Origin of the sequence: Pseudomonas sp. NPDC087342 (genome assembly GCF_044744265.1) — a bacterium.
Taxonomy (GTDB): domain Bacteria; phylum Pseudomonadota; class Gammaproteobacteria; order Pseudomonadales; family Pseudomonadaceae; genus Aquipseudomonas; species Aquipseudomonas nunensis.
Genome location: NZ_JBIUXZ010000011.1, coordinates 83,634 through 106,481 on the forward strand (window position 1 = coordinate 83,634; position 22,848 = coordinate 106,481).

Annotated in this window: 15 protein-coding genes and 1 pseudogene; 10 read left to right on the top strand and 6 right to left on the bottom strand. The window is 59.2% G+C overall.

What is annotated here, in order from left to right; translation table 11 throughout:
• The first annotated feature begins 642 nt into the window (after nt 1-642).
• The 4 genes from ACIOYV_RS21075 (at nt 643) to ACIOYV_RS21090 (ending at nt 10,292) form a co-directional block, all read left to right on the top strand.
• Nucleotides 643-2,436, top strand: coding sequence for a DUF1302 domain-containing protein (locus tag ACIOYV_RS21075; protein ID WP_054049815.1), 1,794 nt, complete (start codon nt 643-645; stop codon nt 2,434-2,436).
• A 23-nt stretch (nt 2,437-2,459) separates the two neighbouring features.
• Complete coding sequence (locus ACIOYV_RS21080; protein WP_401326686.1) at nt 2,460-3,827, top strand: DUF1329 domain-containing protein; 1,368 nt, start codon at nt 2,460-2,462, stop codon at nt 3,825-3,827.
• A gap of 232 nt (nt 3,828-4,059) precedes the next feature.
• A complete protein-coding gene (locus tag ACIOYV_RS21085) occupies nt 4,060-6,609 on the top strand; it encodes a LuxR C-terminal-related transcriptional regulator (RefSeq protein WP_401326689.1) in 2,550 nt (849 codons plus the stop codon).
• A gap of 179 nt (nt 6,610-6,788) precedes the next feature.
• The gene (locus tag ACIOYV_RS21090) at nt 6,789-10,292 is read left to right on the top strand and encodes a dermonecrotic toxin domain-containing protein (protein ID WP_401326692.1); all 3,504 of its coding nucleotides are present in this window, start codon (nt 6,789-6,791) and stop codon (nt 10,290-10,292) included.
• Between the two features lie 74 nt (nt 10,293-10,366).
• Here ACIOYV_RS21090 and ACIOYV_RS21095 read toward each other — a convergent pair whose 3' ends face one another.
• Complete coding sequence (locus tag ACIOYV_RS21095; RefSeq protein WP_401326695.1) at nt 10,367-11,158, bottom strand: IclR family transcriptional regulator; 792 nt, start codon at nt 11,156-11,158, stop codon at nt 10,367-10,369.
• Nucleotides 11,159-11,323: 165 nt separating this feature from the next.
• Between ACIOYV_RS21095 and hmgA the strand changes: the two genes are divergently transcribed.
• The 4 genes from hmgA (at nt 11,324) to ACIOYV_RS21115 (ending at nt 16,130) form a co-directional block, all read left to right on the top strand.
• Complete coding sequence (gene hmgA / locus ACIOYV_RS21100; protein ID WP_401326698.1) at nt 11,324-12,628, top strand: homogentisate 1,2-dioxygenase; 1,305 nt, start codon at nt 11,324-11,326, stop codon at nt 12,626-12,628.
• Between the two features lie 3 nt (nt 12,629-12,631).
• Nucleotides 12,632-13,936, top strand: a complete 1,305-nt coding sequence (gene fahA, locus ACIOYV_RS21105) for a fumarylacetoacetase (RefSeq protein WP_401326701.1) — start codon at nt 12,632-12,634, stop codon at nt 13,934-13,936.
• A 12-nt stretch (nt 13,937-13,948) separates the two neighbouring features.
• On the top strand, nt 13,949-14,584 hold the full coding sequence (maiA, locus tag ACIOYV_RS21110) for a maleylacetoacetate isomerase (RefSeq protein WP_401326703.1): 636 nt from the start codon (nt 13,949-13,951) through the stop codon (nt 14,582-14,584).
• 160 nt (nt 14,585-14,744) lie between these two features.
• Nucleotides 14,745-16,130, top strand: a complete 1,386-nt coding sequence (locus tag ACIOYV_RS21115; RefSeq protein ID WP_401326706.1) for an MFS transporter — start codon at nt 14,745-14,747, stop codon at nt 16,128-16,130.
• Between the two features lie 41 nt (nt 16,131-16,171).
• Here the strand turns inward: ACIOYV_RS21115 and ACIOYV_RS21120 are convergent, their stop codons facing one another.
• Nucleotides 16,172-16,975 (bottom strand): SirB1 family protein, encoded by an 804-nt coding sequence (locus tag ACIOYV_RS21120; protein WP_163908493.1) that lies wholly within the window; start codon nt 16,973-16,975, stop codon nt 16,172-16,174.
• A gap of 183 nt (nt 16,976-17,158) precedes the next feature.
• Here ACIOYV_RS21120 and ACIOYV_RS21125 point away from each other — a divergent pair, with 183 nt between their 5' ends.
• Nucleotides 17,159-18,178, top strand: a complete 1,020-nt coding sequence (locus ACIOYV_RS21125) for a Glu/Leu/Phe/Val dehydrogenase dimerization domain-containing protein (RefSeq protein WP_054049794.1) — start codon at nt 17,159-17,161, stop codon at nt 18,176-18,178.
• A gap of 149 nt (nt 18,179-18,327) precedes the next feature.
• Here ACIOYV_RS21125 and ACIOYV_RS21130 read toward each other — a convergent pair.
• Nucleotides 18,328-18,582, bottom strand: a pseudogene (locus ACIOYV_RS21130) (YebG family protein); the annotation flags it as partial.
• Between the two features lie 357 nt (nt 18,583-18,939).
• On the opposite strand from ACIOYV_RS21130, the gene ACIOYV_RS21135 reads away from it, so the two are divergent.
• Nucleotides 18,940-19,440, top strand: a complete 501-nt coding sequence (locus ACIOYV_RS21135) for a phosphate-starvation-inducible protein PsiE (RefSeq protein WP_054049790.1) — start codon at nt 18,940-18,942, stop codon at nt 19,438-19,440.
• Here ACIOYV_RS21135 and ACIOYV_RS21140 read toward each other — a convergent pair.
• The 3 genes from ACIOYV_RS21140 to ACIOYV_RS21150 all read right to left on the bottom strand — a co-directional run bounded on the left by ACIOYV_RS21140 (nt 19,437) and on the right by ACIOYV_RS21150 (nt 22,845).
• On the bottom strand, nt 19,437-19,754 hold the full coding sequence (locus tag ACIOYV_RS21140) for a DUF3509 domain-containing protein (protein WP_054616099.1): 318 nt from the start codon (nt 19,752-19,754) through the stop codon (nt 19,437-19,439). The genes ACIOYV_RS21135 and ACIOYV_RS21140 overlap by 4 nt on opposite strands.
• A gap of 210 nt (nt 19,755-19,964) precedes the next feature.
• Nucleotides 19,965-21,266: a serine/threonine transporter gene (locus ACIOYV_RS21145; protein ID WP_054049786.1), complete on the bottom strand. Its 1,302-nt coding sequence runs from the start codon at nt 21,264-21,266 to the stop codon at nt 19,965-19,967.
• A gap of 202 nt (nt 21,267-21,468) precedes the next feature.
• Nucleotides 21,469-22,845 carry an L-serine ammonia-lyase gene (locus ACIOYV_RS21150; protein ID WP_401326712.1) on the bottom strand — a complete coding sequence of 459 codons (1,377 nt, stop codon included), beginning with the start codon at nt 22,843-22,845 and terminating at the stop codon, nt 21,469-21,471.
• Nucleotides 22,846-22,848 lie beyond the last annotated feature (3 nt).

A 22,848-nucleotide genomic window follows, 5' to 3' on the forward strand; every position in this document is an offset into this window, starting at 1 on the left:
AGGCCGCTGCAACCGCAGCGGCCAAAGTAAGACGATTGATCAAGGAGCAATAAATCAACGTCAGTGAACACGGTAGCGATGACCTGAAAAACCGCTTCAACTCATCTGAAATCTTTCGCCGATGGCATGGATCGATCACCACGCCACGGCTTCGTGCTTCCCGGTGGTTTCCCGTGAAAGCGCGGCAAGAATAAGGGTTTGAGCCCGAAGGAAAAATAGCGATTCGAGACATGCACTGTTACGGGGCGTGTAACAGTCCCGGATTACCAGGGATCGCCCGGTTTTGTAGCAGCTGGCGAAGCCTGCGTTCGGCAGCGAAGCGGTCGTAAAACCTGTGCACGCGGTCACCCTGATGTAGCGCAACGTCTGGATTCGCGACTGCTTCGCAGCCGAACGCAGCCTTCGGCAGCTGCTACAGAGGCGAACGCAGGCTTCGGAAGTTGCTACATAAATAAGCGCGAGCCCGGCGTCATGCGTTCAACTGATAACCCCCCATCCAGCCCATCCATACCCCGCGCAAAACCCCGTCCCGTATGGGCATTCATCCTTTAGAGGTACAGCGCGAATACCTCCTTGGTGCGCTTATCGCTCCCCACTGGCGGCAGTAGGGTGGGGCCTTCTGTCACTCACCGGGGAAGACGCATGACAAAAACAACAATGCGCGCCATCTTCACGCCGCAGGCGCTTGCCGCTGCGGTGGCTTTGGGTTGCTGCGCACAAGCCCAGGCCGTTGCATTCAATGTCGGGGAAATCGAGGGCACGTTCGATTCTTCGCTGTCCGTCGGCGCGAGCTGGGGCATGCGTGATGCGGACAAGTCGTTGGTCGGCACGGTCAACGGCGGTACGGGGCAGTCATCGACCGGTGATGACGGGCGGCTGAACTTCAAGAAGGGCGAAACCTTCTCCAAGATCGTCAAGGGCATCCACGACCTTGAACTGAAATACGGCGACACCGGTGTGTTTGTACGTGGCAAGTACTGGTACGACTTCGAACTGAAGGACGAGGACCGCGAGTTCAAGCAGATCAGCGACAGCGGTCGCAAGGAAGGCGCCAAGTCGTCCGGGGCACAGATCCTCGACGCCTTTATCTATCACAACTATTCCATCGCCGATTTGCCGGGCACCGTGCGTGCCGGCAAGCAGGTGGTGAGCTGGGGCGAAAGTACCTTCATTGGCAACTCGATCAACAGCATCAACCCGATCGACGTTTCCGCGTTTCGGCGTCCCGGCGCAGAGATCAAGGAAGGCTTGATCCCGGTGAACATGCTGTTCGGTTCCCAGGGTTTGACCGATCAACTGACCGTTGAAGGTTTCTACCAGTTGGAATGGGACCAGACCGTTCTCGACAACTGCGGCACCTACTTCGGTGTCGATGTGGCGGCGGACGGTTGCAACAACAACTACACCGTCGGCAGCCCGGCGATTGCACCGTTGGCACCGCTGGCGGCAGCCTTTGGCCAGCCGATCCAGGTCACCCGCGAAGGCGTGGTCGTGCCGCGTGGCGGCGACCGCGATGCGCGGGATTCGGGGCAGTGGGGCACGGCGCTGCGCTGGCTCGGTGACGATACCGAGTACGGCCTGTATTTCATGAACTACCACAGCCGCACACCGACGGTCGGCACCGTCACCGCCGGCGCGTCGACCCTGGCCAGCCTGCCGGGCATGGTCAGCATTGCCAACCGACTGGCACCGGGCAGCGGTTCGGGCCTGGCTCAAAGCGTGATGCTGGGTCGCGGCCAGTACTACCTCGAATACCCGGAAGACATTCGCCTGTACGGCGCGAGCTTCTCCACCACCTTGCCCACCGGCACCGCCTGGACCGGCGAGATCAGCTACCGCCCCAACGCCCCGGTGCAGGTCAACACCAACGACCTGACCCTGGCCATGATCAATCCGATTGCTGGCGGCGCGGCCTCGCCGATTGCCTCCGGGCCGGGCTCTGACAACAAAGGTTATCGCCGCAAGGAAGTGACCCAGCTCCAGAGCACCCTGACGCACTTCTTCGATCAGGTGCTGGGCGCCCAGCGCTTGACCCTGGTCGGTGAAGCGGCGGTGGTGCGGGTCGGTGGCCTGGAGTCGCGGAACAAGCTGCGTTACGGCCGTGACTCGGTCTACGGCCAGTACGGTTTCGGCGGCGATACCGACGGCTTCGTCACCTCGACCTCCTGGGGCTACCGCGCCCGGGCGATCCTCGACTACGCCAACGTGATCGGCGGCATCAACCTCAAGCCCAACCTATCCTGGTCCCATGATGTCAGCGGTTACGGCCCCAACGGCCTGTTCAACGAAGGTGCCAAGGCGATCAGCGTCGGTGTCGATGCCGACTACCGCAACACCTACACCGCGAGCCTGAGTTACACCGACTTTTTTGGCGGGGACTACAACACCCTGACTGACCGCGACTTCCTGGCGCTGAGCTTCGGCGTGAACTTCTGATCTGGCTGAGAAGGATGATTTTAATGCGCAAGATGATTCTGCAATGCGGCGCCCTGGCCCTGAGCCTGCTGGCGGCCAACGTGATGGCGGCGGTGTCGCCGGAAGAGGCGAACAAGCTCGGCACCAGCCTCACGCCACTGGGTGCAGAGAAGGCTGGCAACGCCGACGGCTCGATTCCGGCCTGGACTGGCGGCATCCCGAAAAACGCAGGCGCGGTGGACAGCAAAGGCTTCCTCGCCGACCCGTTCGCCAGTGAAAAACCGTTGTTCGTGATCACGGCGGCCACGGTCGACAAGTACAAGGACAAACTCTCGGAAGGCCAGGTGGCGATGTTCAAGCGCTACCCGGAAACCTACAAGATCCCGGTCTACCCGACCCACCGCACTGTCGCCGTGCCGCCGGAAATCTACGAGTCGGCCAAGCGCAGTGCCTTGAACGTCACCAGCATCAACGACGGTAACGGCCTCGCCAATTTCACCGGCAATCGCTACTACGCGTTCCCGATTCCGAAGAATGGCGTCGAAGTGCTGTGGAACCACATCACCCGTTATCACGGCGGCAACCTCAGGCGCATCATCACCCAGGTGACCCCGCAGACCAACGGCAGCTACACGCCGATCCGCTTCGAAGAAGAGATCGCCGTGCCGCAACTGATGAAGGACCTGGACCCGGAAAAAGCCGCCAACGTGCTGACCTTCTTCAAACAGTCGGTCACCGCCCCGGCGCGTCTGGCCGGTAACGTGTTGCTGGTGCACGAAACGCTCGACCAGGTGAAGGAACCGCGCCTGGCGTGGATCTACAACGCCGGCCAGCGCCGAGTGCGTCGTGCGCCGCAAGTCGCGTATGACGGGCCGGGTACTGCCGCCGATGGCCTGCGCACGTCCGACAACTTCGACATGTTCTCCGGCGCCCCGGATCGCTACGACTGGAAACTGATCGGCAAGAAAGAAATGTACATCCCGTACAACAGCTACAAACTCGACTCGCCAAGCCTCAAGTACGACGACATCATCAAGGCCGGGCACATCAACCAGGACCTGACCCGCTATGAATTGCACCGGGTCTGGGAAGTGGTCGGCACGGTCAAGCCGAGCGAGCGGCACATCTACGCCAAACGCCACATGTACATCGACGAAGACAGCTGGCAAGTGGCGCTGGTGGACCACTATGACGGTCGTGGCCAACTGTGGCGCGTCGCCGAAGGTCACGCCCAGTACTACTACGATCACCAGGCCCAGGCCTACACCCTTGAAGCGCTCTACGACATCATCGCCGGTCGCTACATCGCCCTGGGCATGAAGAACGAAGAGAAACACAGCTTCGAATTCGGCTTCGAAGCCAAGGCCGCCGACTACACGCCATCGGCCCTGCGTGCAGAGGGTGTTCGCTAAGGAAACACCACACCCCTGTAGGAGCGAAGCTTGCTCGCGAAAGCGGCCGTACAGTCAACAATGATGTTGGCTGACACGACGCCTTCGCGAGCAAGCTTCGCTCCTACAAGTCAGGGCGCGTGACCAGTGGGTCGCGCTTTTTTATGGGCAGCAATCAGCGTTCTGAATGTTTCTCAACAAGCGCGTTATAGAGGGCTAGGGTGGCGGCACAACTATAAAAAGGCACGCCGCTATGACCGCCATGACCCCGTGTCTGGACCGGCCTGGATTTCTTCCTCGCCTGTCCTCCCATCACCTCTCCAGAACCCGGCTGAGCGAACCGCTGCTGGCATCGCCTGCGCGGGTAAAACTGCTGTGCGCGCCAGCGGGCAGTGGCAAGAGTGCGTTGCTGGCCGAGTGCTTGTTGCAGGCGCCAGCGCAGTGTCGGGTGGTGTGGCTGGCATTATCCGGTGTGGCGTTGAGCCGAGCCGATTTTTGCCTGCGGCTGGCGGAGGCGCTTGAGCTGCCGGCGACAAACGAGACGGCATTGTTGGCGCATCTGGCGCGAGTGCAGACACCCATCTGGTTGTTTGTCGATGACTACTGCCGAGTGCCCACCCCGGACCTGGATGGGCTGCTCGATCAACTACTGGCGGTGAGCAACCCACAGATCACCTGGTGGTTGAGTGGTCGGCGGCGCCCTCATTGCAACTGGCCGCGCCTGTTGCTGGACGACGAACTGCATGAATTCGATGGCCGCACGCTGGCGCTGACGGCGGCCGAAATCGAGCAACTGCTGCATCACGTGGAAGCGCCGTTGGCGGCGAAAACCGCGCGGCGAATTTTCCAGCGCAGCGGTGGCTGGTGCGCTGCCGTTCGTATCGCCCTGCTCGATGGCTGCCAATGGGCCAAGGACCCGAATCACCCTGGCCGCACGGCGACCTTGCTCGATTATCTGCAGCATGAATTGTTCAGCAGCTTGCCCGCCGAGCTGATCGAAGCCTGGCAAGTGCTGGCGCATCTGCCACGGTTTAATGCCAGCCTGTGCGAGCACCTGTTCGGCGCCGGGGAGGGCGCGCGCTGGATGCACGAGTTACAACTGCGCGGCTGTTTTATCGAGGCCTGGCAAGAGTCGCCGGACTGGTTGCAGGTGTTCGCGCCGCTGAGTCGGTTGATGCGCGATGAGCCCTGGCCAGGCGGGCGCTCCTGGCATCGGCGTGCCTGTCAGTGGTTTTGCGCCCAGGAAGACTGGCAAGCGGCGTTCGAACAGGCGTTGCTGGCCGAAGAATTCGAGGTGGCCGTCAGCTTGCTGCAGCATTTCAATCTTGAGCATTTGTTTCGCGGCCAGAACGCGGCGTTGCTGTTGCGCTTGCATGAGCAACATGGCGATGACTTGATGCTCGGTTCGCCGCAATTGGTCGGGCTGGTCACGGCGGCGTTGCTGTTCGCCGGTCGCTTTGAACAGGCGTCGGCCTGTATCGAACAACTGGAGCGATTCGCCCCGCAACCGAGCGCTATCCTACAGCGCCAATTACTCGCGCGTTGGCAGGCGCAAATGGGCTGGTTGCTGCATTTGCAGGGACGCGGGGAATCTGCTCGCGAACACTTTCTTGAAGCGCTTGCAGCTCTCGGGGCCGAGGCTTGGCCCGCGCGTTTGTTATGCCTGTCCGGGCTGACCCAGCAAGCGCTGCTCAACGCCGACCTTGAAGCTGCCCAGGCCCTGAATCGCGAAGCGTTATGCCTGGCGCGGGCGCACAATTCGCTGCTGTACGAAGGGTTGCTGGAACTCGATCACGCGCAGTTGCTGGAGCAGCGTGGCGCTGCCGGACGTGCCGAAAGCCTGCTGGCCAATATTCACGAACTGCTGAGTCAGCAGGCCGACCCGGCGACGCCACTGCTGGGGCGTATCGCCTTGCGCCGGGGGCGTCTGGCCCTGAGCCAGGGTTACGATGCGCAAGCCGCCGAGTTTTTTGATTCGGGCCTGCATGCTTGCCTGCGCAGCCAGGACAAACGCGTGCTGTACGGTTTTCTCGGTCAGGCGCAATTGGCCGCCAATCAGGGCGACTACGCCCAGGCATTTATCCGGTTGCGCGACGCCGAACGTTTGATGCAGCAACGGCAGATTCCCGACACGGTGTATCGCGGGGTGATGTTGCAGGTCAGCAGCCAGTTCTGGTTACAGCAGGGACGACCGGAGTTGGCTCGTGAGGCGCTGACTCGGGTAATGCGTCATTACCGTGCTCCGAATGCACGGCAGGCACCGCCGGCGACGCTTGAGTTGATTCCGCGGATTGAATACTTGTTGGTGCTGGCTGAAGTCCAGCTGGGGCAGGTTCCTCATGTGCAACTTGACGATCTGCTCGATCAAGCCAGGCAGCACGGTATGGCGAACCTTGAAACGGAATTGCGCCTGGCGCAGGCAGAACTTGCCTGGCTGGCCGGTGATGAAACGACAGCACGCGTGGCTTGGGAAAAGGCTCGGGAACTGATTGCCCGTTGGCACTTGCAACAGGCATTAAGTGATGTGAGCCGGCGTCAGCCCCTACTTGTTCGCCATCTGTCTGATCACGATGCGAAGTCGGAATCACTTCGACCGATCGGCAATGAAAATCCACTGAGCCTGCGAGAGCGGGAGGTGCTTGAGTTGATTGCCCTGGGTAATTCCAATCAACAGATTGCTGAGCAGTTATATATATCGCTGCACACGGTGAAGACCCATGCTCGAAGGATTCATGGGAAGTTGGGGGTGGAGCGCAGAACGCAAGCGGTAGCCAAGGCCAAACGTCTGGGTATTGTCGGGTAGTCATATTAATTAACGGTGTTGTCGATTAATTGTTAGTTTGTGTGAGTCGTATTTTTAATTGTTTATTACATATAGTTGGAAATAGCTTTCGACTTCTTTTTTTGATTTTAAATTTATAAGGTTGGCGCATTCGACGGGGTGGCAGAAAGTCACTTCATGGTTAACAAGGGAATGTGTACGTGAGTAATGAAAGTAAGCAGTTTTCGATTGTCCACGAAAAGATGATCGTGCTGAATGATGTCAACTCGATGATCGCTGTCGAGTGCAATGCAGTGCCGGCGGTTGACGTGATGTTTCATACGCTGGTAACCAATGCGCTGAGACAAATCAAACCTGATCTTGATTTGAATAAAATTTACATCAACAGAGTGGCTGTCGATCCCAAGGGTGGTTATCAACCAGTGGGGGCGCTGTTTCAAGTTGTCCAGGAGTGTCTCGAACGAGGACTAAAACCCCAATACACGATCGGTGTTTATGGCGTGTACGATCAGCCAGATTCGACTTCGTTTTCGGCGCAAATCAAGACACTTGGTATCTATGATGTTGAAAGGCTGATTGAAAGCATTCTCGTCAACCTGGTGCCGGGTTACGGGTTTCACTTGAATGACTATTGGGTGACCGCCATCGGAACCGATGCCCAGGGACGGCAATTACTGGCACCGAAGGATCGGCTGGAGCAGCTATATGCCAAGGCATTTTGGGCTGAACTGGATCTGGTGGTACACAACGGACACTTCACAGCAGATGAACAAGGCTGGATCAATCGAGCGTATTTAGCATCGCGTGTCTGGCCTCAATCAATTTTCAATGTGTCTATTGTCGGGAGTAACGGGGAGGTTCAGGTCCTACCTGCTGCATTTGTTATACAAATTGATGGCGCTACCAAGAATGAACTTGTCCCCGGTAATGACGGGCGTACCTGTGCACTTTATCTGCCGAACGATGGGCTCAGGAGGTTCTCGGATTCGTTGAGTCTTCACCGGGCCATTACAGAATTGTTGAGCGTTGATAGCAGCCGTAAGGCCTTGCTAGAAGCGTTGCCTGTTGAGGGGGTCAGTTCTTTAAAGGGAGTGCTTGGCGTCCGATTTTTTAATATCAAAGAGGATCTGTTCAATTATTGCGCGACCGGGCAACTCGAAAAGCAGGCGCTCGATATCGCCCATTACTGGAAGAAAGCACAGGAGACCGGCAATGATTATGCAACGGTCATGGACTCACTCCGCCGCACACAAGGTTTGATTCAGGTGACTGCCGATGGCAACACGCGTGCCGCCCGGTATTTGCAACAAGCCACCAGAAATGCTTGGCCACAGTGGTTGAAAGTTGCTTCAAAAGCCGACCAGCAGCGTTATGTGGCGCTGGAAAAAGCGCATCTGCAAAGTGAAGTCGAACTGCATGAGCGGGTAGGCAACGCCGTTTCACTGAAGGCTTATGCACGCGCAAGTGTTGAGCAGCATGTTTTTCAACGAACGGGGACGAAGATCGATCCAGATCATATTCTTGTAACGATTCGTCATGCCTTCCGACTCGGGTCAAAAAAGATCGAGCACGAAGAACAGATGACGCTGACAGAGCTTTCTATCAGTGGGCTGCACGATAAAAGTGCCCGTTTTATCTTCCGCGTTGGAGGGCCGACGGCTGCTGTGCTGACACAGGGCTTTGTCGAATCGGTTATTGAAGCGCTGGACCTGCGTGTGAAGTATCCCGACTATCGCCAATCTGTTTATCGTCAGACGGCGGTACAGGATGCACTGATTGAAACAGCGGGCAGGCTCACGGCGTTGTCGGTTTTCAGCGCACAGCTGCAGAACCATCTCAATCCGAAGGGCCTGGAGGTGGTCCAGCGTTGCAATCTGGGTGATCAGGCATTCGTGGTCTGGGGTGTGTTGTTCCGTAATGGTCACATTCCGTTCAAAGACATGATTGTCTATTCCCAGCCAAACCATCAGACACAGTTTCCGCATGTGTTGTACGCCCCAGGTGCGCCGGGCGGTCGGGATTGGTTTGAATTTGCAAGTTATGGCGATTTGCAGAAACACATTGCCGGCTGGTGCGCGGGGTCAGAAGGGCTTCAGTATGTCGTGCAGCAATCCATTCCTGCCGACCAAGTAAAGATAGAGCACGAGTTAAAAGAATCTGGTGCGCTGGCCATGGCAGGCAAGAGCAACGACATCAGGTTTGTCGACTGGAGGGTGGAACCGCAAAGGCCTTTGCGCATGAGCGTCCAACAAGCGATTGAGTCGGCTAATCAGGCGCAAAGAACTTCGACCCCTGACTGGTTCAAAGCAGCCACTTTGGCAGACCGCCAGACGTTTGCGCGATTGCACACTGAGCACAAGGCCATTTTTGCGCTGACCAAAGAAACAGGAAGCGTCATTCCTTTTCAAACATTTGCCCGTGACCTGGTAAAGCGTGAACTTAATCAATATTTAAGCCGCTCGGGTGCGCATCCGGAGCTGGATCCGGATCAGATTGAAGTCAATCTCAAGGGCCACAGTGCCATGACGCTGACTCAACTCTTTATAAACTGGGAAGTGTGGCGCTCCGATACCAGTCCTTTTATTCAGGCATTTGCCTGGGTTCACCCAGCGGCGAGTGTTGTTGTGCAGATCAAAGATACGGTGCGTACCGCAACGTTCAAATCGAGGGATGGGAAAAACCTCGATAGGCTCAATGGTGCTGTCATCAGTGAACTGATCGATTTATTGCCAGGTGATAAATATATTGCGTATCTGAAAAAAGACTTCGTCGCCGGTAAGCCCGAGGACCGTTCTGCTCGTGCTGCTTTATACGGCAAGCTTAAGCAGAACAGGATGCAGAGGGATGCGCTGGTTCAGAAAGTCAAAGGCAAGCTTACGCCGGAGCGTTATGACTGGTTAAAAGCAATCCTGGATCGCCTGGATACTGACACCCATTCTTACCCTTCAAACGGTTGGATATATGGCTGCTACTTGAAAGGGAAACGTGTAGATGGCGCCTACTGGTTCACTGGGACAGTCAACGGGCGTTCGGAAAACATACTGTATCTACCAGGCTCGGTAGAAGAAGAAATGTTCCGTACGGCCGACGATATCAATGCGGACCTGCGTGGCGGCGCTTTAAAAAACACCATTCTGGAGTGTGTTCGGTTGCAAGACCGAGCAACAGTGGAGAATTACTTTCACGAAATTCGACAGCGCAAATCAACGCTCGAGCTTTCCGGGTTAAAAATGGCGATTACCGCTCTTCACTATGAGTACGCGCCGATGGTGGATCGCTTTATTGCCGATGTAGATCATCAGACGACGAGTTTTTCCGAAGCGTTCTGGCGCGACACGATGATTGTGGTCGAGTTTGTCGCTGATGTTGCCTCGCTGTTCATTCCTCCGGTGGGGTTGGTGGCAAGCCTGCTTAAAGCAACTCGTTCCATCGTGCGAGGAATAGGTGCCTACAATGATGGCGATGATAAAGCGGCGAATGCTCATCTCGCCGCGGCCTGGGTAGGGCTTATCACTGCATATCTGGGCAAGGTATCGGGCGTCGGTGGAATCGGCGCCGGCATGGATACCTTCTCGAAGATAAGCGATTACGCCAGCCTTGTTTCCACCGCGACCGGAGTAACCGTCGGCGTAAATTATCTGACTTATGTGGCCAGCCAAACGATTCCAAGTACGCACAGGATGGCAACCACTCACATGAGTTAATACCCGCAACGAACACGTATATTTACGCAGTTAAAAAGAGGCACTGATCAGCGCCTCTTTTCATTACATCGATTTTAGAGTCCTGGTGTTGGGTGATAACCCATCCGCCAACTTACGGCCTGCGTCGCCGCCAGCAAACGCTGTGCCGCCGGGCCGTCTTCATCGGCGTGGAACAGCGATGTCGGACCGACAATGGTCAATACCGCTGCCACGTTACCCACGGCATTGAAGACCGGCGCGGACAACGCATCGACGCCGGGCATCAGCAAGCCGTGAACGTGGTGCAAGCCACGTTCGCGGATCTGTTCACACAAGGTCGCGTAGACCTGCTCGTCAGCCAGTGCATGCGCTGCACTGGCCTTGATTTCCAGCTCGCGCAATTCCACGGTTTCCCGGTTGGGCAAAAACGCGCTGAACACCAACCCGGTGGACGAACTGAGTAAGGGCAGCACCGACCCCAACTGAGTCACCACCGTCACCGCTCGCACCGCCGGTTCGATGTGCACCACGGTCGCACCCTGATTGCCCCACACAGCCAAAAAGCAGGTTTCGTTCAAGTCATCGCGCAACTCGGCCAGAGGCAGGGCGGCGACTTTCAGCACGTCCATGCTGTTGAGTGCCGCGAGGCCCACGCGCAGGGCTTCACGGCCGAGGCCGTAGTGGTTGGTGGCGGGGTTCTGCTCGGCAAAACCGCTGGCGATCAGCGCCTGCAAATAACGGTGGACCTTGCTCGCCGGCATCTGCACGTGTTCGGCCAGGCGCGACAACGAGGTCGACGGCGACAGTTCTGCCAGGGCCTTGAGGATGTCAGTGCCGACCTCGGCCGAGCGGACTTTCTGTTTATCGTTATTGCGCGGCTTTTCCATGGAGGCGGTGTGATCCCGGGACGAATGGGCGTCTTTATAGCTTGACGGTCAATACCAATCAAATTACGTTAAGCGTAATTGGATTACGATAAAAATAACCCGGGCGTGCCAAGACCTCTGCAACAGAGCGACAGGCCATTGCCTACTCCCTGTTCAGGAGGCTCCATGAACCTCGATTCAACGGCGCCAGCGCTGGCTTACCAGTCAGGCTTCGGCAACGAATTCAGCAGTGAAGCGTTGCCCGGCGCATTGCCCGTCGGCCAGAACTCTCCGCAAAAAGTCCCGTACGGCCTCTACACCGAACTGTTCTCCGGCACCGCATTCACCATGGCCCGCAGCGAAGCGCGGCGTACCTGGATGTACCGCATCCAGCCATCGGCCAATCACCCGGCGTTCGTCAAACTTGACCGACAACTGGCCGGCGGCGCCTTGGGTGAAGTGACCCCTAACCGCCTGCGCTGGAACCCGCTGGACATCCCGAGCGAACCCACCGACTTCATCGACGGGTTGGTCAGCATGGCCGCCAACTCGGGTGCGGAAAAACCGTCCGGGATCAGCATCTACAGCTACCGCGCCAACCGTTCGATGGAGCGCGTGTTCTTCAATGCCGACGGTGAACTGCTGCTGGTGCCAGAGTTGGGGCGTCTGCGCATCGCCACCGAACTCGGTGTGTTGGAGCTGGAGCCACTGGAAATCGCCGTGCTGCCACGCGGTCTGAAATTCCGCGTCGAACTGCTCGACCCGCAGGCCCGCGGCTACATCGCTGAAAACCACGGCGCGCCATTGCGCCTGCCGGACCTTGGGCCGATCGGCAGCAATGGCCTGGCCAACCCACGGGATTTCCAGACCCCGGTGGCGCATTACGAAGACCTCAAGCAACCGACCGCTCTGGTGCAGAAATTCCTCGGCCAGTTGTGGGGCTGCGAGCTCAACCACTCGCCGCTGAACGTGGTGGCCTGGCACGGCAATAACGTGCCGTACAAATATGACCTGCGCCGTTTCAACACCATCGGCACCGTGAGTTTCGATCACCCGGATCCGTCGATCTTCACCGTCCTGACCTCGCCGACCAGCGTTCACGGCTTGGCGAATCTGGACTTCGTGATCTTCCCGCCGCGCTGGATGGTGGCCGAGAAAACCTTCCGTCCGCCATGGTTCCACCGCAACCTGATGAACGAATTCATGGGCCTGATCAAGGGCGAATACGACGCCAAGGCTGAAGGCTTCGTCCCCGGCGGTGCCTCGCTGCACAGCTGCATGAGCGCCCATGGTCCGGACGGCGAAAGCTGCACCAAGGCGATCAACGCCGAGCTGGCGCCAGCGAAAATCGACAACACCATGGCCTTCATGTTCGAGACCAGCCAGGTGCTGCGCCCGAGCCAGTTCGCCCTCGAATGCCCACAACTGCAATCCAGTTACGACGCCTGCTGGGCCACGCTGCCCGTCACTTTCGACCCGACCCGGAGATAACCCATGACTCAGACTTCCATCCCTCGTAGCTGGGTTGCCTCCGCCAACGGCCACACCGATTTCCCGTTGCAAAACCTGCCGTTGGGCGTGTTCAGCGTGAAGGGTTCGGCACCGCGCAGCGGCGTGGCCATCGGCGAACATATTTTCGATCTGGAAGCGGCGCTGGACGCCGGTCTGTTCGACGGCGCCGCGCGCACAGCGGTCGAAGCGACCCGTGGCGGCCAGCTCAACGCGTTCTTCGAATTGGGCCGCGATGCCCGCGTTGCTTTGCGCGAACGCCTGCTGGAACTGTTCGCCGAAGGCAGCACCCTGCACGGCAAGATCGAAGCCCAGGGCGCCAAACTGCTGCCACTGGCGGCAAATTGCGTGATGCACCTGCCGGCGAAAATCAGCGACTACACCGACTTCTACGTCGGCATCGAGCACGCGCAAAACGTCGGCAAACTGTTCCGTCCCGATAACCCTCTGCTTCCTAATTACAAGTACGTGCCGATCGGTTATCACGGCCGTGCCTCGACCATTCGCCCGTCCGGCACCGATGTGCGTCGTCCGAAGGGCCAGACCCTGCCGGCCGGTCAGACCGAGCCAACGTTCGGGCCATGCGCACGTCTGGATTACGAACTGGAATTGGGGATCTGGATCGGTCAGGGCAACGAGATGGGCGACTCGATCGCGATTGGCGATGCGGCTGATCACATCGCTGGTTTCTGCCTGCTCAATGACTGGTCGGCGCGGGATATCCAGGCCTGGGAATACCAGCCGCTGGGGCCGTTCCTGTCGAAAAGTTTCATCACCAGCATTTCGCCGTGGGTCGTGACGGCCGAAGCGCTGGAGCCATTCCGCCGCGCGCAACCTGCACGCCCGGAAGGCGACCCGCTGCCGCTGCCGTACCTCACGGACAAACGCGATCAGGATGGCGGTGCTTTCGACATCGAGCTGGAAGTGCTGCTGCTCACCGAAACCATGCGCGAGCAAAACCTGCCGGCTCATCGCCTGACCCTGAGCAACACCAAACACATGTACTGGACCGTGGCGCAAATGGTCGCGCACCACAGCGTCAACGGTTGCCAATTGCAGGCCGGTGACTTGTTCGGTTCGGGCACGTTGTCCGGCCCGGAAAGCGGTCAGTTTGGCAGCCTGCTGGAAATCACCGAGGGCGGCAAAAAGCCGATCGAGCTGGCTTCCGGCGAAGTCCGTAAATTCCTTGAGGACGGTGATGAAATCATCCTCCGCGCTCGCTGCAGCCACGACGGTTTTGCCTCGATCGGTTTCGGCGAATGCCGTGGCAAAGTCGTGCCGGCGCGTTAAGAGGAGCGGGGCATGGAACTCTATACCTACTACCGTTCGACCTCGTCGTACCGTGTGCGTATTGCGTTGGCGCTGAAGGGGCTGGATTACCAGGCCCTTCCGATCAACCTGATCGCACCGCCCGGTGGCGAGCATCGACAGCCGCCGTATCTGGCGATCAATCCGCAAGGTCGGGTGCCGGCTGTGCGCACTGACGAAGGTGAGCTGCTGATCCAGTCGCCGGCGATCATCGAGTACCTGGAGGAACGTTATCCACAGATGCCGCTGCTGTCGAAAGACCTCGCCGCCCGCGCTCACGAACGCGGCGTGGCGGCGGTCATCGGTTGCGATGTGCATCCGCTGCACAACGTCAGCGTGCTCAACAAACTGCGCCAGTTGGGGCACGACGAACCGCAGGTGGTGGAGTGGATCGGGCACTGGATCAGCCAGGGCCTGGCGACGGTGGAGCAGTTGATTGGTGATGTCGGTTATTGCTTCGGTGATGAACCGGGGCTGGCGGACGTTTACCTGATCCCGCAGTTGTATGCGGCGGAGCGGTTTAATATTCCGCTGGAAGCGTATCCGCGGATTCGTCGGGTTGCAGCGCTGGCCGCGACACACCCGGCGTTCGTAAAAGCGCACCCGGCGAACCAGCCCGACACCCCTTAAAGCTTCACCCCGCCCTCTGTAGGAGCGAGGCTTGCCCGCGAAGGCGGTGTATCAGCAGACATCCATGTAGCTGACACACCGCCTTCGCGGGCAAGCCTCGCTCCTACAAGGGATCGGCGATATCCCCACAACACCATAAAAACAAGACAGGTACCTTGCGATGCACAACCAGATTGCCAGCTTCCGGGCGGCACTCGACGCCCGTCCTGTGTCCCGTTATCAGTGGTTGCTCCTGTTGCTTCTGGCATTGTTGCTGGTCACCGATGGCTACGATGCGCAGGTCCTCGGCTACGTGGTGCCCGCGCTGGCTCAGGATTGGGGTCTGGAAAAAGCCGCGTTCGGCCCGGTGTTCAGCGCCAACCTGCTGGGCCTGACCCTTGGCTCCCTGGCTGTGACACCATTGGCGGATCGCTTCGGCGTGCGACGGATTCTGCTCTGCTGCGTGCTGATCTACGCCACCCTCACTGTGCTGATGGTGTTCGCCGATTCCCTGAATACCTTGATGGCCGCGCGCTTTATCTGCGGGATCGGCATGGGCGGGGCAATGCCCAGTGCGATGGCATTGATGTCGGAATATTCGCCGCCACGTCTGCGCACCTTGATGGTGACCTTGGCGGCTTGCGGGTTTTCCTTCGGCGGCGCAGCGGGCGGGTTCGTTGCGGCGGGGTTTATCGACAGCTTCGGCTGGCAAGCGGTGTTCCTCGCCGGTGGCGTCACGCCCTTGCTGCTGTTCCCGTTTCTGGCCTGGTTCCTTCCCGAATCCTTGCCGCGTCTGCTGCGCGATGCACCCCCTTACGCACGCTTGCGCAAAGTCACCGCGCGGATGCTCCCGGACTGGCAACCGCCCGCCGCATCAATCGCACAAAACGAGCAGGAACAGGGCAGCAAACTGACGGTGCTGGAGTTGTTCCGCAACGGTTATGCGCGCCCGACGCTGCTGATCTGGGCAACGTTTTTTGTCAGCCTGATCCTGCTGTATTTCATGATCAGTTGGCTGCCGACGCTGTTGCTGGAAAGTGGCTTGAAACTCAATGAAGCCAACCTGGTGACGTCGATGTTCCTGTTCGCCGGCACTGTCGGCGCGATCTGCATGGCCTGGTTTGCCGACCGCCTCAAAAGCAAAGTGCGGCTGTTGTCATGCGTGCTGGCTGCGGCGGCGCTGTGCACGATTCTGCTGGGCCTCAATCACGACAACCCGCGTTATCTGGTGGCCAGCGTGTTTGCTGCCGGGTTCTGCATCATCGGCGGGCAACTGACCCTCAACGCCTTCGCCAGTAATTTCTACCCGGCACAGGTGCGCGCCACCGGCACCGGTTGGGCGTTGGGAGTGGGACGTTTCGGTTCGATCCTCGGGCCGCTGTTTGGCAGCATGCTGCTGGCGATGCACATTCCGGTGCAGCAGATTTTCTTCTTCTGCGCGATACCGGCGGTGATTGCGGCGTTGTTCATCATCCAGGTGCGTTCGCCATCAGAAACAACCCCACCCCCTGTAGGAGCGAGGCTTGCCCGCGAAGATGGCGGGACATCCAATATTGATGTTGGCTGACACACCGCTTTCGCGGGCAAGCCTCGCTCCTACAAGGGCGGTCAGTGAACGACGGAGTTTGGGGGGAGGTGGCCCAATCGCTCCGTCAGACGAATCCGCTGGATCGGGTCGTCGCTGAGCAGCAGCGCATGTTCCAGGTCGAAGCGCTCGGCGTTCGGGCAGTCGAGCCGCTGATAGAGGCTGGCCCGGGCCAGGTAATCGGAGGCGCTGCCGTTGCCCAATTCCAGCACGCGCTCGGCGTCCACCAGGGCGCCGATGTAGTCATCGTTGGTGAGGTGCAACTGGCGCAGGTTGCGTGACAGGCGCTGGAGCATGTGCACCGGGTCGGCCGTCAGCAAATGTTCGGCGCTGAGTTTGATGTTCGGGCCGTACTGGCGTTGCAGCAAATCGCGGCAGTCGTTGGGGTACAAGCGGCGTCCGCCGCACGGGTCCAGCAGGTGATCGGCGCCCTGCACGCGCAGCAGGAAATGCCCGGGGAAGTTGACCCCGACCATCGGGATCTCGAGCCTTCTGGCCAGCTCCAGCGCGATCAGGCCCAGGGCCAGCGGTTGGCCGCGACGGCGCTCCAGCACTTTGTGAATCAAGGCCACTTGCGGACGCAGCGGGGTGAAATCGTCCTGGGCGAACCCCAGGTCATTCATGCGCCGTAACAACGGCTGGGCCAGTTCGCTCACGGGCAGCATCGGCAGGCCGGCACTGACCCGCAGTTGCAGCTCGGTGAACTCTGCCAGTACGACCTCGGGATTCATCTCGGCGTCGTGTTCGGCCGCAATCCACAGCGCCGCCTCGAACAGCGCGGGCGGTGAGCGTTGCAGACAGGCGAAGAAGCGTTGGCGCGGGGTCATCAAAATCTCCGGGGAATGCCTCGTTTTAGCCCTGCCAAACGCTTTCGTCCAGTGTCGCGCGTGGACGGTTGCAGGTTATGTCCGAAAGCCCTCAAAGGCTCGCTGCTTATTCCGGTGCGCTTCAGCAATTTTCAGGCGCAAGCCTATACTGGCGACTACCAGAAGTGATTCGGGAGCCCTACGATGTTCGCTCTCATGCAAAGCACTCGCCTTGAATCGCTACACCTTAGCGTAGACCCGGTCACCGGGTTGAAGGCAGTCATTGCCATTCATAACAGCCACCTGGGGCCTGCCTTGGGTGGGTGTCGTTACCTTGCCTATCCCAGCGACGAATCCGCCGTCGAGGACGCCATTCGCCTCGCCCAAGGCATGAGCTACAAAGCGGCCCTGGCCGGCCTGGCCCAAGGAGGCGGCGTTGCAGTGATCGTACGCCCGGCCCATGTCGAAAACCGTGGGGCGCTGTTCGAAGCCTTCGGGCGTTGCATCAATCAGCTCGACGGCCGCTACATCACGGCAATCGACAGCGGCACCTCGGTGGCGGACATGGATTGCATCGCCCAACAGACCCAACACGTCACCAGCACCACCTCGGCGGGCGACCCTGCGCCTCACGCGGCGATGGGCGTGTTCACCGGCATTCGTGCCACCGCCATGGCCCGGCTCGGCAGCGATAACCTCGAAGGCTTGCGTGTGGCCATTCAGGGGTTGGGCAACGTCGGTTTTGCCTTGGCGGAGCAACTGCATGCCGCCGGTGCCGAACTGCTGGTCAGCGACATTGATCACGGCAAGGTGCAACTCGCCATGGAACAACTCGGCGCCCATCCGATTGCCAACGACGCGTTGCTCAGCACCCCGTGCGACATCCTCGCGCCGTGCGGCCTGGGCGGTGTGCTCAACAGCCACAGCGTGACGCAACTGCGCTGCTCGGCGGTGGCCGGCTCGGCCAACAATCAACTGACGCACCTGGACGTTGCCGATCAGCTTGAGCGGCGCGGGATTCTGTATGCGCCGGATTACGTGATCAATTCTGGTGGGCTGATCTACGTCTCGCTCAAGCACCGTGGCGAAGAGCTGGCGACCATCACCGCGCACCTGTCGAAAATCGCCTCGCGGCTGACCGAAGTCTTCGCCCATGCCCAAGCGGAAAAACGCTCGCCAGCACGGGTAGCGGATGAGTTGGCGGAGAAAGTTTTGTATCGCTGATTTCCGAGCATTAAAAAGGCCCTGAGCCATTCGACTCAAGGCCTATTCAATTCGGGCATTGCTTACTTGACGGCTTTGACTGCTTTCGCAGGCTTGACCGGCTCGGCGGCTTCAGCCACCTCTACAGGTTCAGCCACTTCAGCCACTTCAGCAGGCGCGCTCAGCAATTCGGACAAGGCGTCCGGCTGGCTCTTGAACGCCTTGGCGAACACATCGCGGTTCTTCGCCATATAAATCCCGGCTTCTTCCACTTGCTGCTCGCTCAGGGACGGCACGGCTTTTTGCAACACTTCAGCCAGCAATTCGGCCAGTTCGAGCATTTTGTCATGACGGTCAGCTTCGGCTTTATCCATGAACAAGCGCTCCAGATCTCGGCTGCTGCGGTATACCACTTCGACGGCCATTCACCACCTCACATGCCTTCACATTAAGTTGTCTTCGCGACTACTGTATCTATATACAGCGAAAAGGATAAGCGAATCCCTGCGCTTTGGGTAGTGGCATTTCAATGTAGACCGAAATTGGCATTTGTTCAGGTGCACCGCGTTGTTCCATTCGCGGGCAAGCCTCGCTCCTACAGATCACATCGACCCTGTAGGAGCGAGGCTTGCCCGCGAAGGCGTCGGTCCAATCACCGCCGAAGTGTCTCATGTCACGCGGCCATCATCTCAATTCCCAACCCTGGCCTTTTTTCTGCATGCAGAACAACCGTCACGTCCAACCCGCATCATCCGCTCGAACCGAGCTAAGGAAGAATCATCGTGAAAATCAACTGGGCCGAGAACCTGCGGCAAAACGTGCATCAACTGGCCGAGTCATTGGGCAACCTGTTCGTCGAGACCTTCCACTACCTGGCGCTGTTCGCCATCGGTGCGGTGACCGCGTGGGCGGCGGTGATGGAATTCTTGCAGATGATCGAGGCGGGGCACATCAAGATCGATGACATCCTGCTGCTGTTCATCTACCTGGAGCTGGGGGCGATGGTCGGGATTTACTTCAAGACCAACCACATGCCGGTGCGCTTCCTGATCTACGTGGCGATCACTGCGCTGACGCGACTGCTGATTTCCAACGTCTCGCACCACAACCCACCGGACATCGGCATCATCTACCTGTGCGGCGGGATTCTGTTGTTGGCGTTTGCGATTCTGGTGGTGCGTTACGCCTCGTCACAATTCCCCTCGGTGAAGATCGAGAACCCGCAGCGCAAGATCGGCACGGGTTCCAGTGAACATCCTGAGGTCGAGAAGGGCGAGCTTTAAAGGCGCATGGCTGGCCGTGCGTGACCTTTGACTTGAGGCGGCGGCAGGTTTCGATTGTCGCCGTCGGTCATGGCTTCGAGGATGGCCATGGCGCTGTGGCCTTGCTCGATGGCGATGCCGAATTGAATGCTTTGCACCAGGCGCTTGAGGCGCTTGGGGTCGTTGCGCTGTTCAGCGCTGATCATGCGTTTGGCGACCACGCGGCCACTGTTGGAGAGGGTCAGCATGATGCTGCCGTCCAGCCCCTGAATGCTCAGGTTGATCTGATAGTCCGGCGCAAAGGCATCGGTAATGAGCTGAAAAGGGTTGTCCATGATGCGTCACCGCCTGATTGAACGTGCAGTTGTTGACCGGCCGTGATCGGGTTGGTTCGCAATACCAGACCATCGGCATTCCATGTTCATGCGCTTTCGTCCGTGTCGCGTAATGGACATAGCAAGGGCCATGCCGGGAAAACTGTCGGACAATGATCACGGCAAAAAAACGGCGGGCACTATGGCCCGCCGTGTTTTTATCTGCCCGATTCAGGGCAGGAATGAATAGATGATCGCAGACAGTGCAATCAAGCCGATCAACACCACGAACACGTTCGAGGCCTGCCCGGAGTACTGGCGCAAGGCCGGCACGCGGCGGATCGCATACATCGGCATCAGGAACAGCAAGCACGCGATGATCGGCCCGCCGAGGGTTTCGATCATGCCGAGGATGCTCGGGTTGAACGTGGCCACGGCCCAGCAGCTGAGAATCATGAACAGCGCAGTGATGCGGTTCAGCCAGCTCGACGACATCACCCGGCCACGGCCGCGCAGGCTTTTCACGATCAAGCCTTGAAAGCCTTCGCTGGCGCCGATGTAGTGGCCCAGGAAAGATTTGGTGATCGCCACCAGCGCAATTAACGGCGCGGCGTAAGCGATGACCGGGGTCTGGAAGTGATTGGCCAGGTACGACAGGATCGAGATGTTCTGCGCCTTGGCAGCCGCCAAATCCGCTGGCGACAGGGCCAGCACGCAGCTGAAGCAGAAGAACATCACCGTCACCACCATCATCGCGTGGGCGATGGCGAGGATGCCGCTGCTTTTACGCTCGGCCTGGGCGCCGTAGCGTTGCTTCTGATCCACGGCGAAGGCGGAGATGATCGGCGAATGGTTGAACGAGAACACCATCACCGGAATTGCCAGCCACAGCGTCTTGAAGAACAACGGCAGCGGCATGCCTTCGCTGGCGGTGGCGAAGAACGCGCCGTTCCAGTTCGGGATCAGGCTCAGGCCGAGCAGCAGCAACGCGGCGACGAACGGGTAAACCAGCACGCTCATGCATTTGACGATGACGCCCTGGCCGCAACGCACGATGGCCATCAAACCGAGGATCAGCACCAGCGACAGAATCGCCCGCGGCGGCGGGGCGATGTGCAACTGGTGCTCCATGAAACTGCTCAGGGTGTTGGTCAGCGCCACGCTGTACACCAGCAGAATCGGGAAGATCGCAAAGAAATACAGCAGCGTGATCAGCTTGCCGGCGCCGATGCCGAAATGTTCCTCCACGACTTCCGTGATGTCGCCCGAACGCCCGGACAGCACGAAGCGGGTCAGGCCTCGGTGGGCGAAGAAGGTCATCGGGAACGCCAGCAACGCGAGGATCAACAGCGGCCAGAAACCACCGACTCCGGCGTTGATCGGCAGGAACAACGTGCCCGCGCCAATCGCCGTGCCGTAGAGGCCGAGCATCCAGGTGGTGTCGAATTTACTCCAGCCCTTGTGGGCAATTTCGCTATTGCGTGTCAGGTCTACAGCGGGATTATCGGCAGCAGGTGTACGTACATCGGTCATCGTTTTTGGCCTCGTTATTGTTCTTGCTCGGGCTCACGAAGGCAGACCGTTTGAAACTACTGCGCTCGACAATCCTGCGTTAAAAACAGGCTCGGAATGCTCATTTACAGCCAGTAAACTCCGCTTCCTCGCCTGTTTTTGCCTTGTCTTGTCTTCGCTCGCTACGTTTCAAACGGCCCGCCGGGACGGTCGGGAGTGCGCCTCAGCACTCCACCCAGCTCACCGCCAGGCCGCCCCGTGAAGTCTCTTTGTATTTGTCGTGCATATCGGCGCCGGTATCGCGCATGGTGCGGATCACCCGGTCCAGGGAAATGAAGTGCTTGCCGTCGCCGCGCAGGGCCATTTGCGTGGCGTTGATCGCCTTCACTGCGGCGATTGCGTTGCGCTCGATGCACGGCACTTGCACCAGGCCGCCGACCGGGTCGCAGGTCAGGCCGAGGTTATGTTCCAGTCCGATTTCAGCTGCGTTTTCCAGTTGCTCCGGTGTAGCACCGAGCACATCCGCCAGACCGGCTGCAGCCATCGCGCAGGCCGAGCCGACTTCGCCCTGGCAACCGACTTCGGCACCGGAGATCGAGGCGTTTTTCTTGCAAAGGATGCCGACGGCCGCCGCGCCCAGAAAGAACGCGACCACGTCATCGTCCGACGCATCCGGGTTGAATTTCATGTAGTAGTGCAGCACGGCCGGAATGATCCCCGCCGCGCCGTTGGTAGGTGCGGTGACCATCCGTCCGCCCGCCGCGTTTTCTTCGTTCACGGCGAGGGCGAACAGGTTGACCCACTCCATGGCCGACAGCGTGGAAGTGATGACATTCGGTTTGCCGATTTCCAACAGACTGCGGTGCAATTTCGCCGCGCGACGCGGAACATTCAGACCGCCGGGCAGGATGCCTTCATGCAGCAGGCCTTGTTCGACGCATTCGCGCATCACCGACCAGATGTGCAGCAACCCCTGGCGGATCTCGGCGTCGCTGCGCCAGGCCCGCTCGTTTTCCATCATCAACTGGGAAACCCGCAGGCCATGCTGGTTGCACAGCTTGAGCAACTCGGCGGCGCTGGAGAAATCGTAGGGCAAAACCACGTCACTGGTCGGCGCGATGCCGGACTCGGCTTCGGCCGCTTCGATGATGAAACCACCTCCGACCGAGTAGTACGTTTGCTCCCACAACTCACCGGTTTCGCCGAAGGCTGTAAGAGACATGGCGTTGGGGTGGTAGGGCAGGCTCTCGTCGAGCAGCAGGAGATCGCGCTGCCAGTTGAAGGCAATCGTGCTTTTGCCGGCCAGGGACAATTCGCCGGTTTCGCGCAGTTGCTGGATGCGGCTGTCGATGCTGGTCGGATCGATGCTGTCCGGCCACTCGCCCATCAAGCCCATGACGCAGGCGCGGTCGGTGGCATGACCGACGCCGGTGGCCGACAGGGAACCGTAGAGACGGATTTCCACGCGCCGTACGTCGGCCAGCAATTGCTGGTCAATCAAGGCTTGGGCAAAGGTCGCGGCGGCGCGCATCGGACCCACGGTGTGGGAGCTGGACGGACCGATGCCAACTTTGAAGAGATCGAAAACACTGATAGCCATGCT

Excerpts from the sequence above, each read along its gene's own strand:
- ACIOYV_RS21075 (WP_054049815.1), top strand. The coding sequence starts at position 643 with ATGACAAAAACAACAATGCGCGCCATCTTCACGCCGCAGGCGCTTGCC.
- ACIOYV_RS21080 (WP_401326686.1), top strand. The coding sequence starts at position 2,460 with ATGCGCAAGATGATTCTGCAATGCGGCGCCCTGGCCCTGAGCCTGCTG.
- ACIOYV_RS21085 (WP_401326689.1), top strand. The coding sequence starts at position 4,060 with ATGACCGCCATGACCCCGTGTCTGGACCGGCCTGGATTTCTTCCTCGC.
- ACIOYV_RS21095 (WP_401326695.1), bottom strand. The coding sequence starts at position 11,158 with ATGGAAAAGCCGCGCAATAACGATAAACAGAAAGTCCGCTCGGCCGAG.
- hmgA (WP_401326698.1), top strand. The coding sequence starts at position 11,324 with ATGAACCTCGATTCAACGGCGCCAGCGCTGGCTTACCAGTCAGGCTTC.
- fahA (WP_401326701.1), top strand. The coding sequence starts at position 12,632 with ATGACTCAGACTTCCATCCCTCGTAGCTGGGTTGCCTCCGCCAACGGC.
- maiA (WP_401326703.1), top strand. The coding sequence starts at position 13,949 with ATGGAACTCTATACCTACTACCGTTCGACCTCGTCGTACCGTGTGCGT.
- ACIOYV_RS21115 (WP_401326706.1), top strand. The coding sequence starts at position 14,745 with ATGCACAACCAGATTGCCAGCTTCCGGGCGGCACTCGACGCCCGTCCT.
- ACIOYV_RS21120 (WP_163908493.1), bottom strand. The coding sequence starts at position 16,975 with ATGACCCCGCGCCAACGCTTCTTCGCCTGTCTGCAACGCTCACCGCCC.
- ACIOYV_RS21125 (WP_054049794.1), top strand. The coding sequence starts at position 17,159 with ATGTTCGCTCTCATGCAAAGCACTCGCCTTGAATCGCTACACCTTAGC.
- ACIOYV_RS21140 (WP_054616099.1), bottom strand. The coding sequence starts at position 19,754 with ATGGACAACCCTTTTCAGCTCATTACCGATGCCTTTGCGCCGGACTAT.
- ACIOYV_RS21145 (WP_054049786.1), bottom strand. The coding sequence starts at position 21,266 with ATGACCGATGTACGTACACCTGCTGCCGATAATCCCGCTGTAGACCTG.
- ACIOYV_RS21150 (WP_401326712.1), bottom strand. The coding sequence starts at position 22,845 with ATGGCTATCAGTGTTTTCGATCTCTTCAAAGTTGGCATCGGTCCGTCC.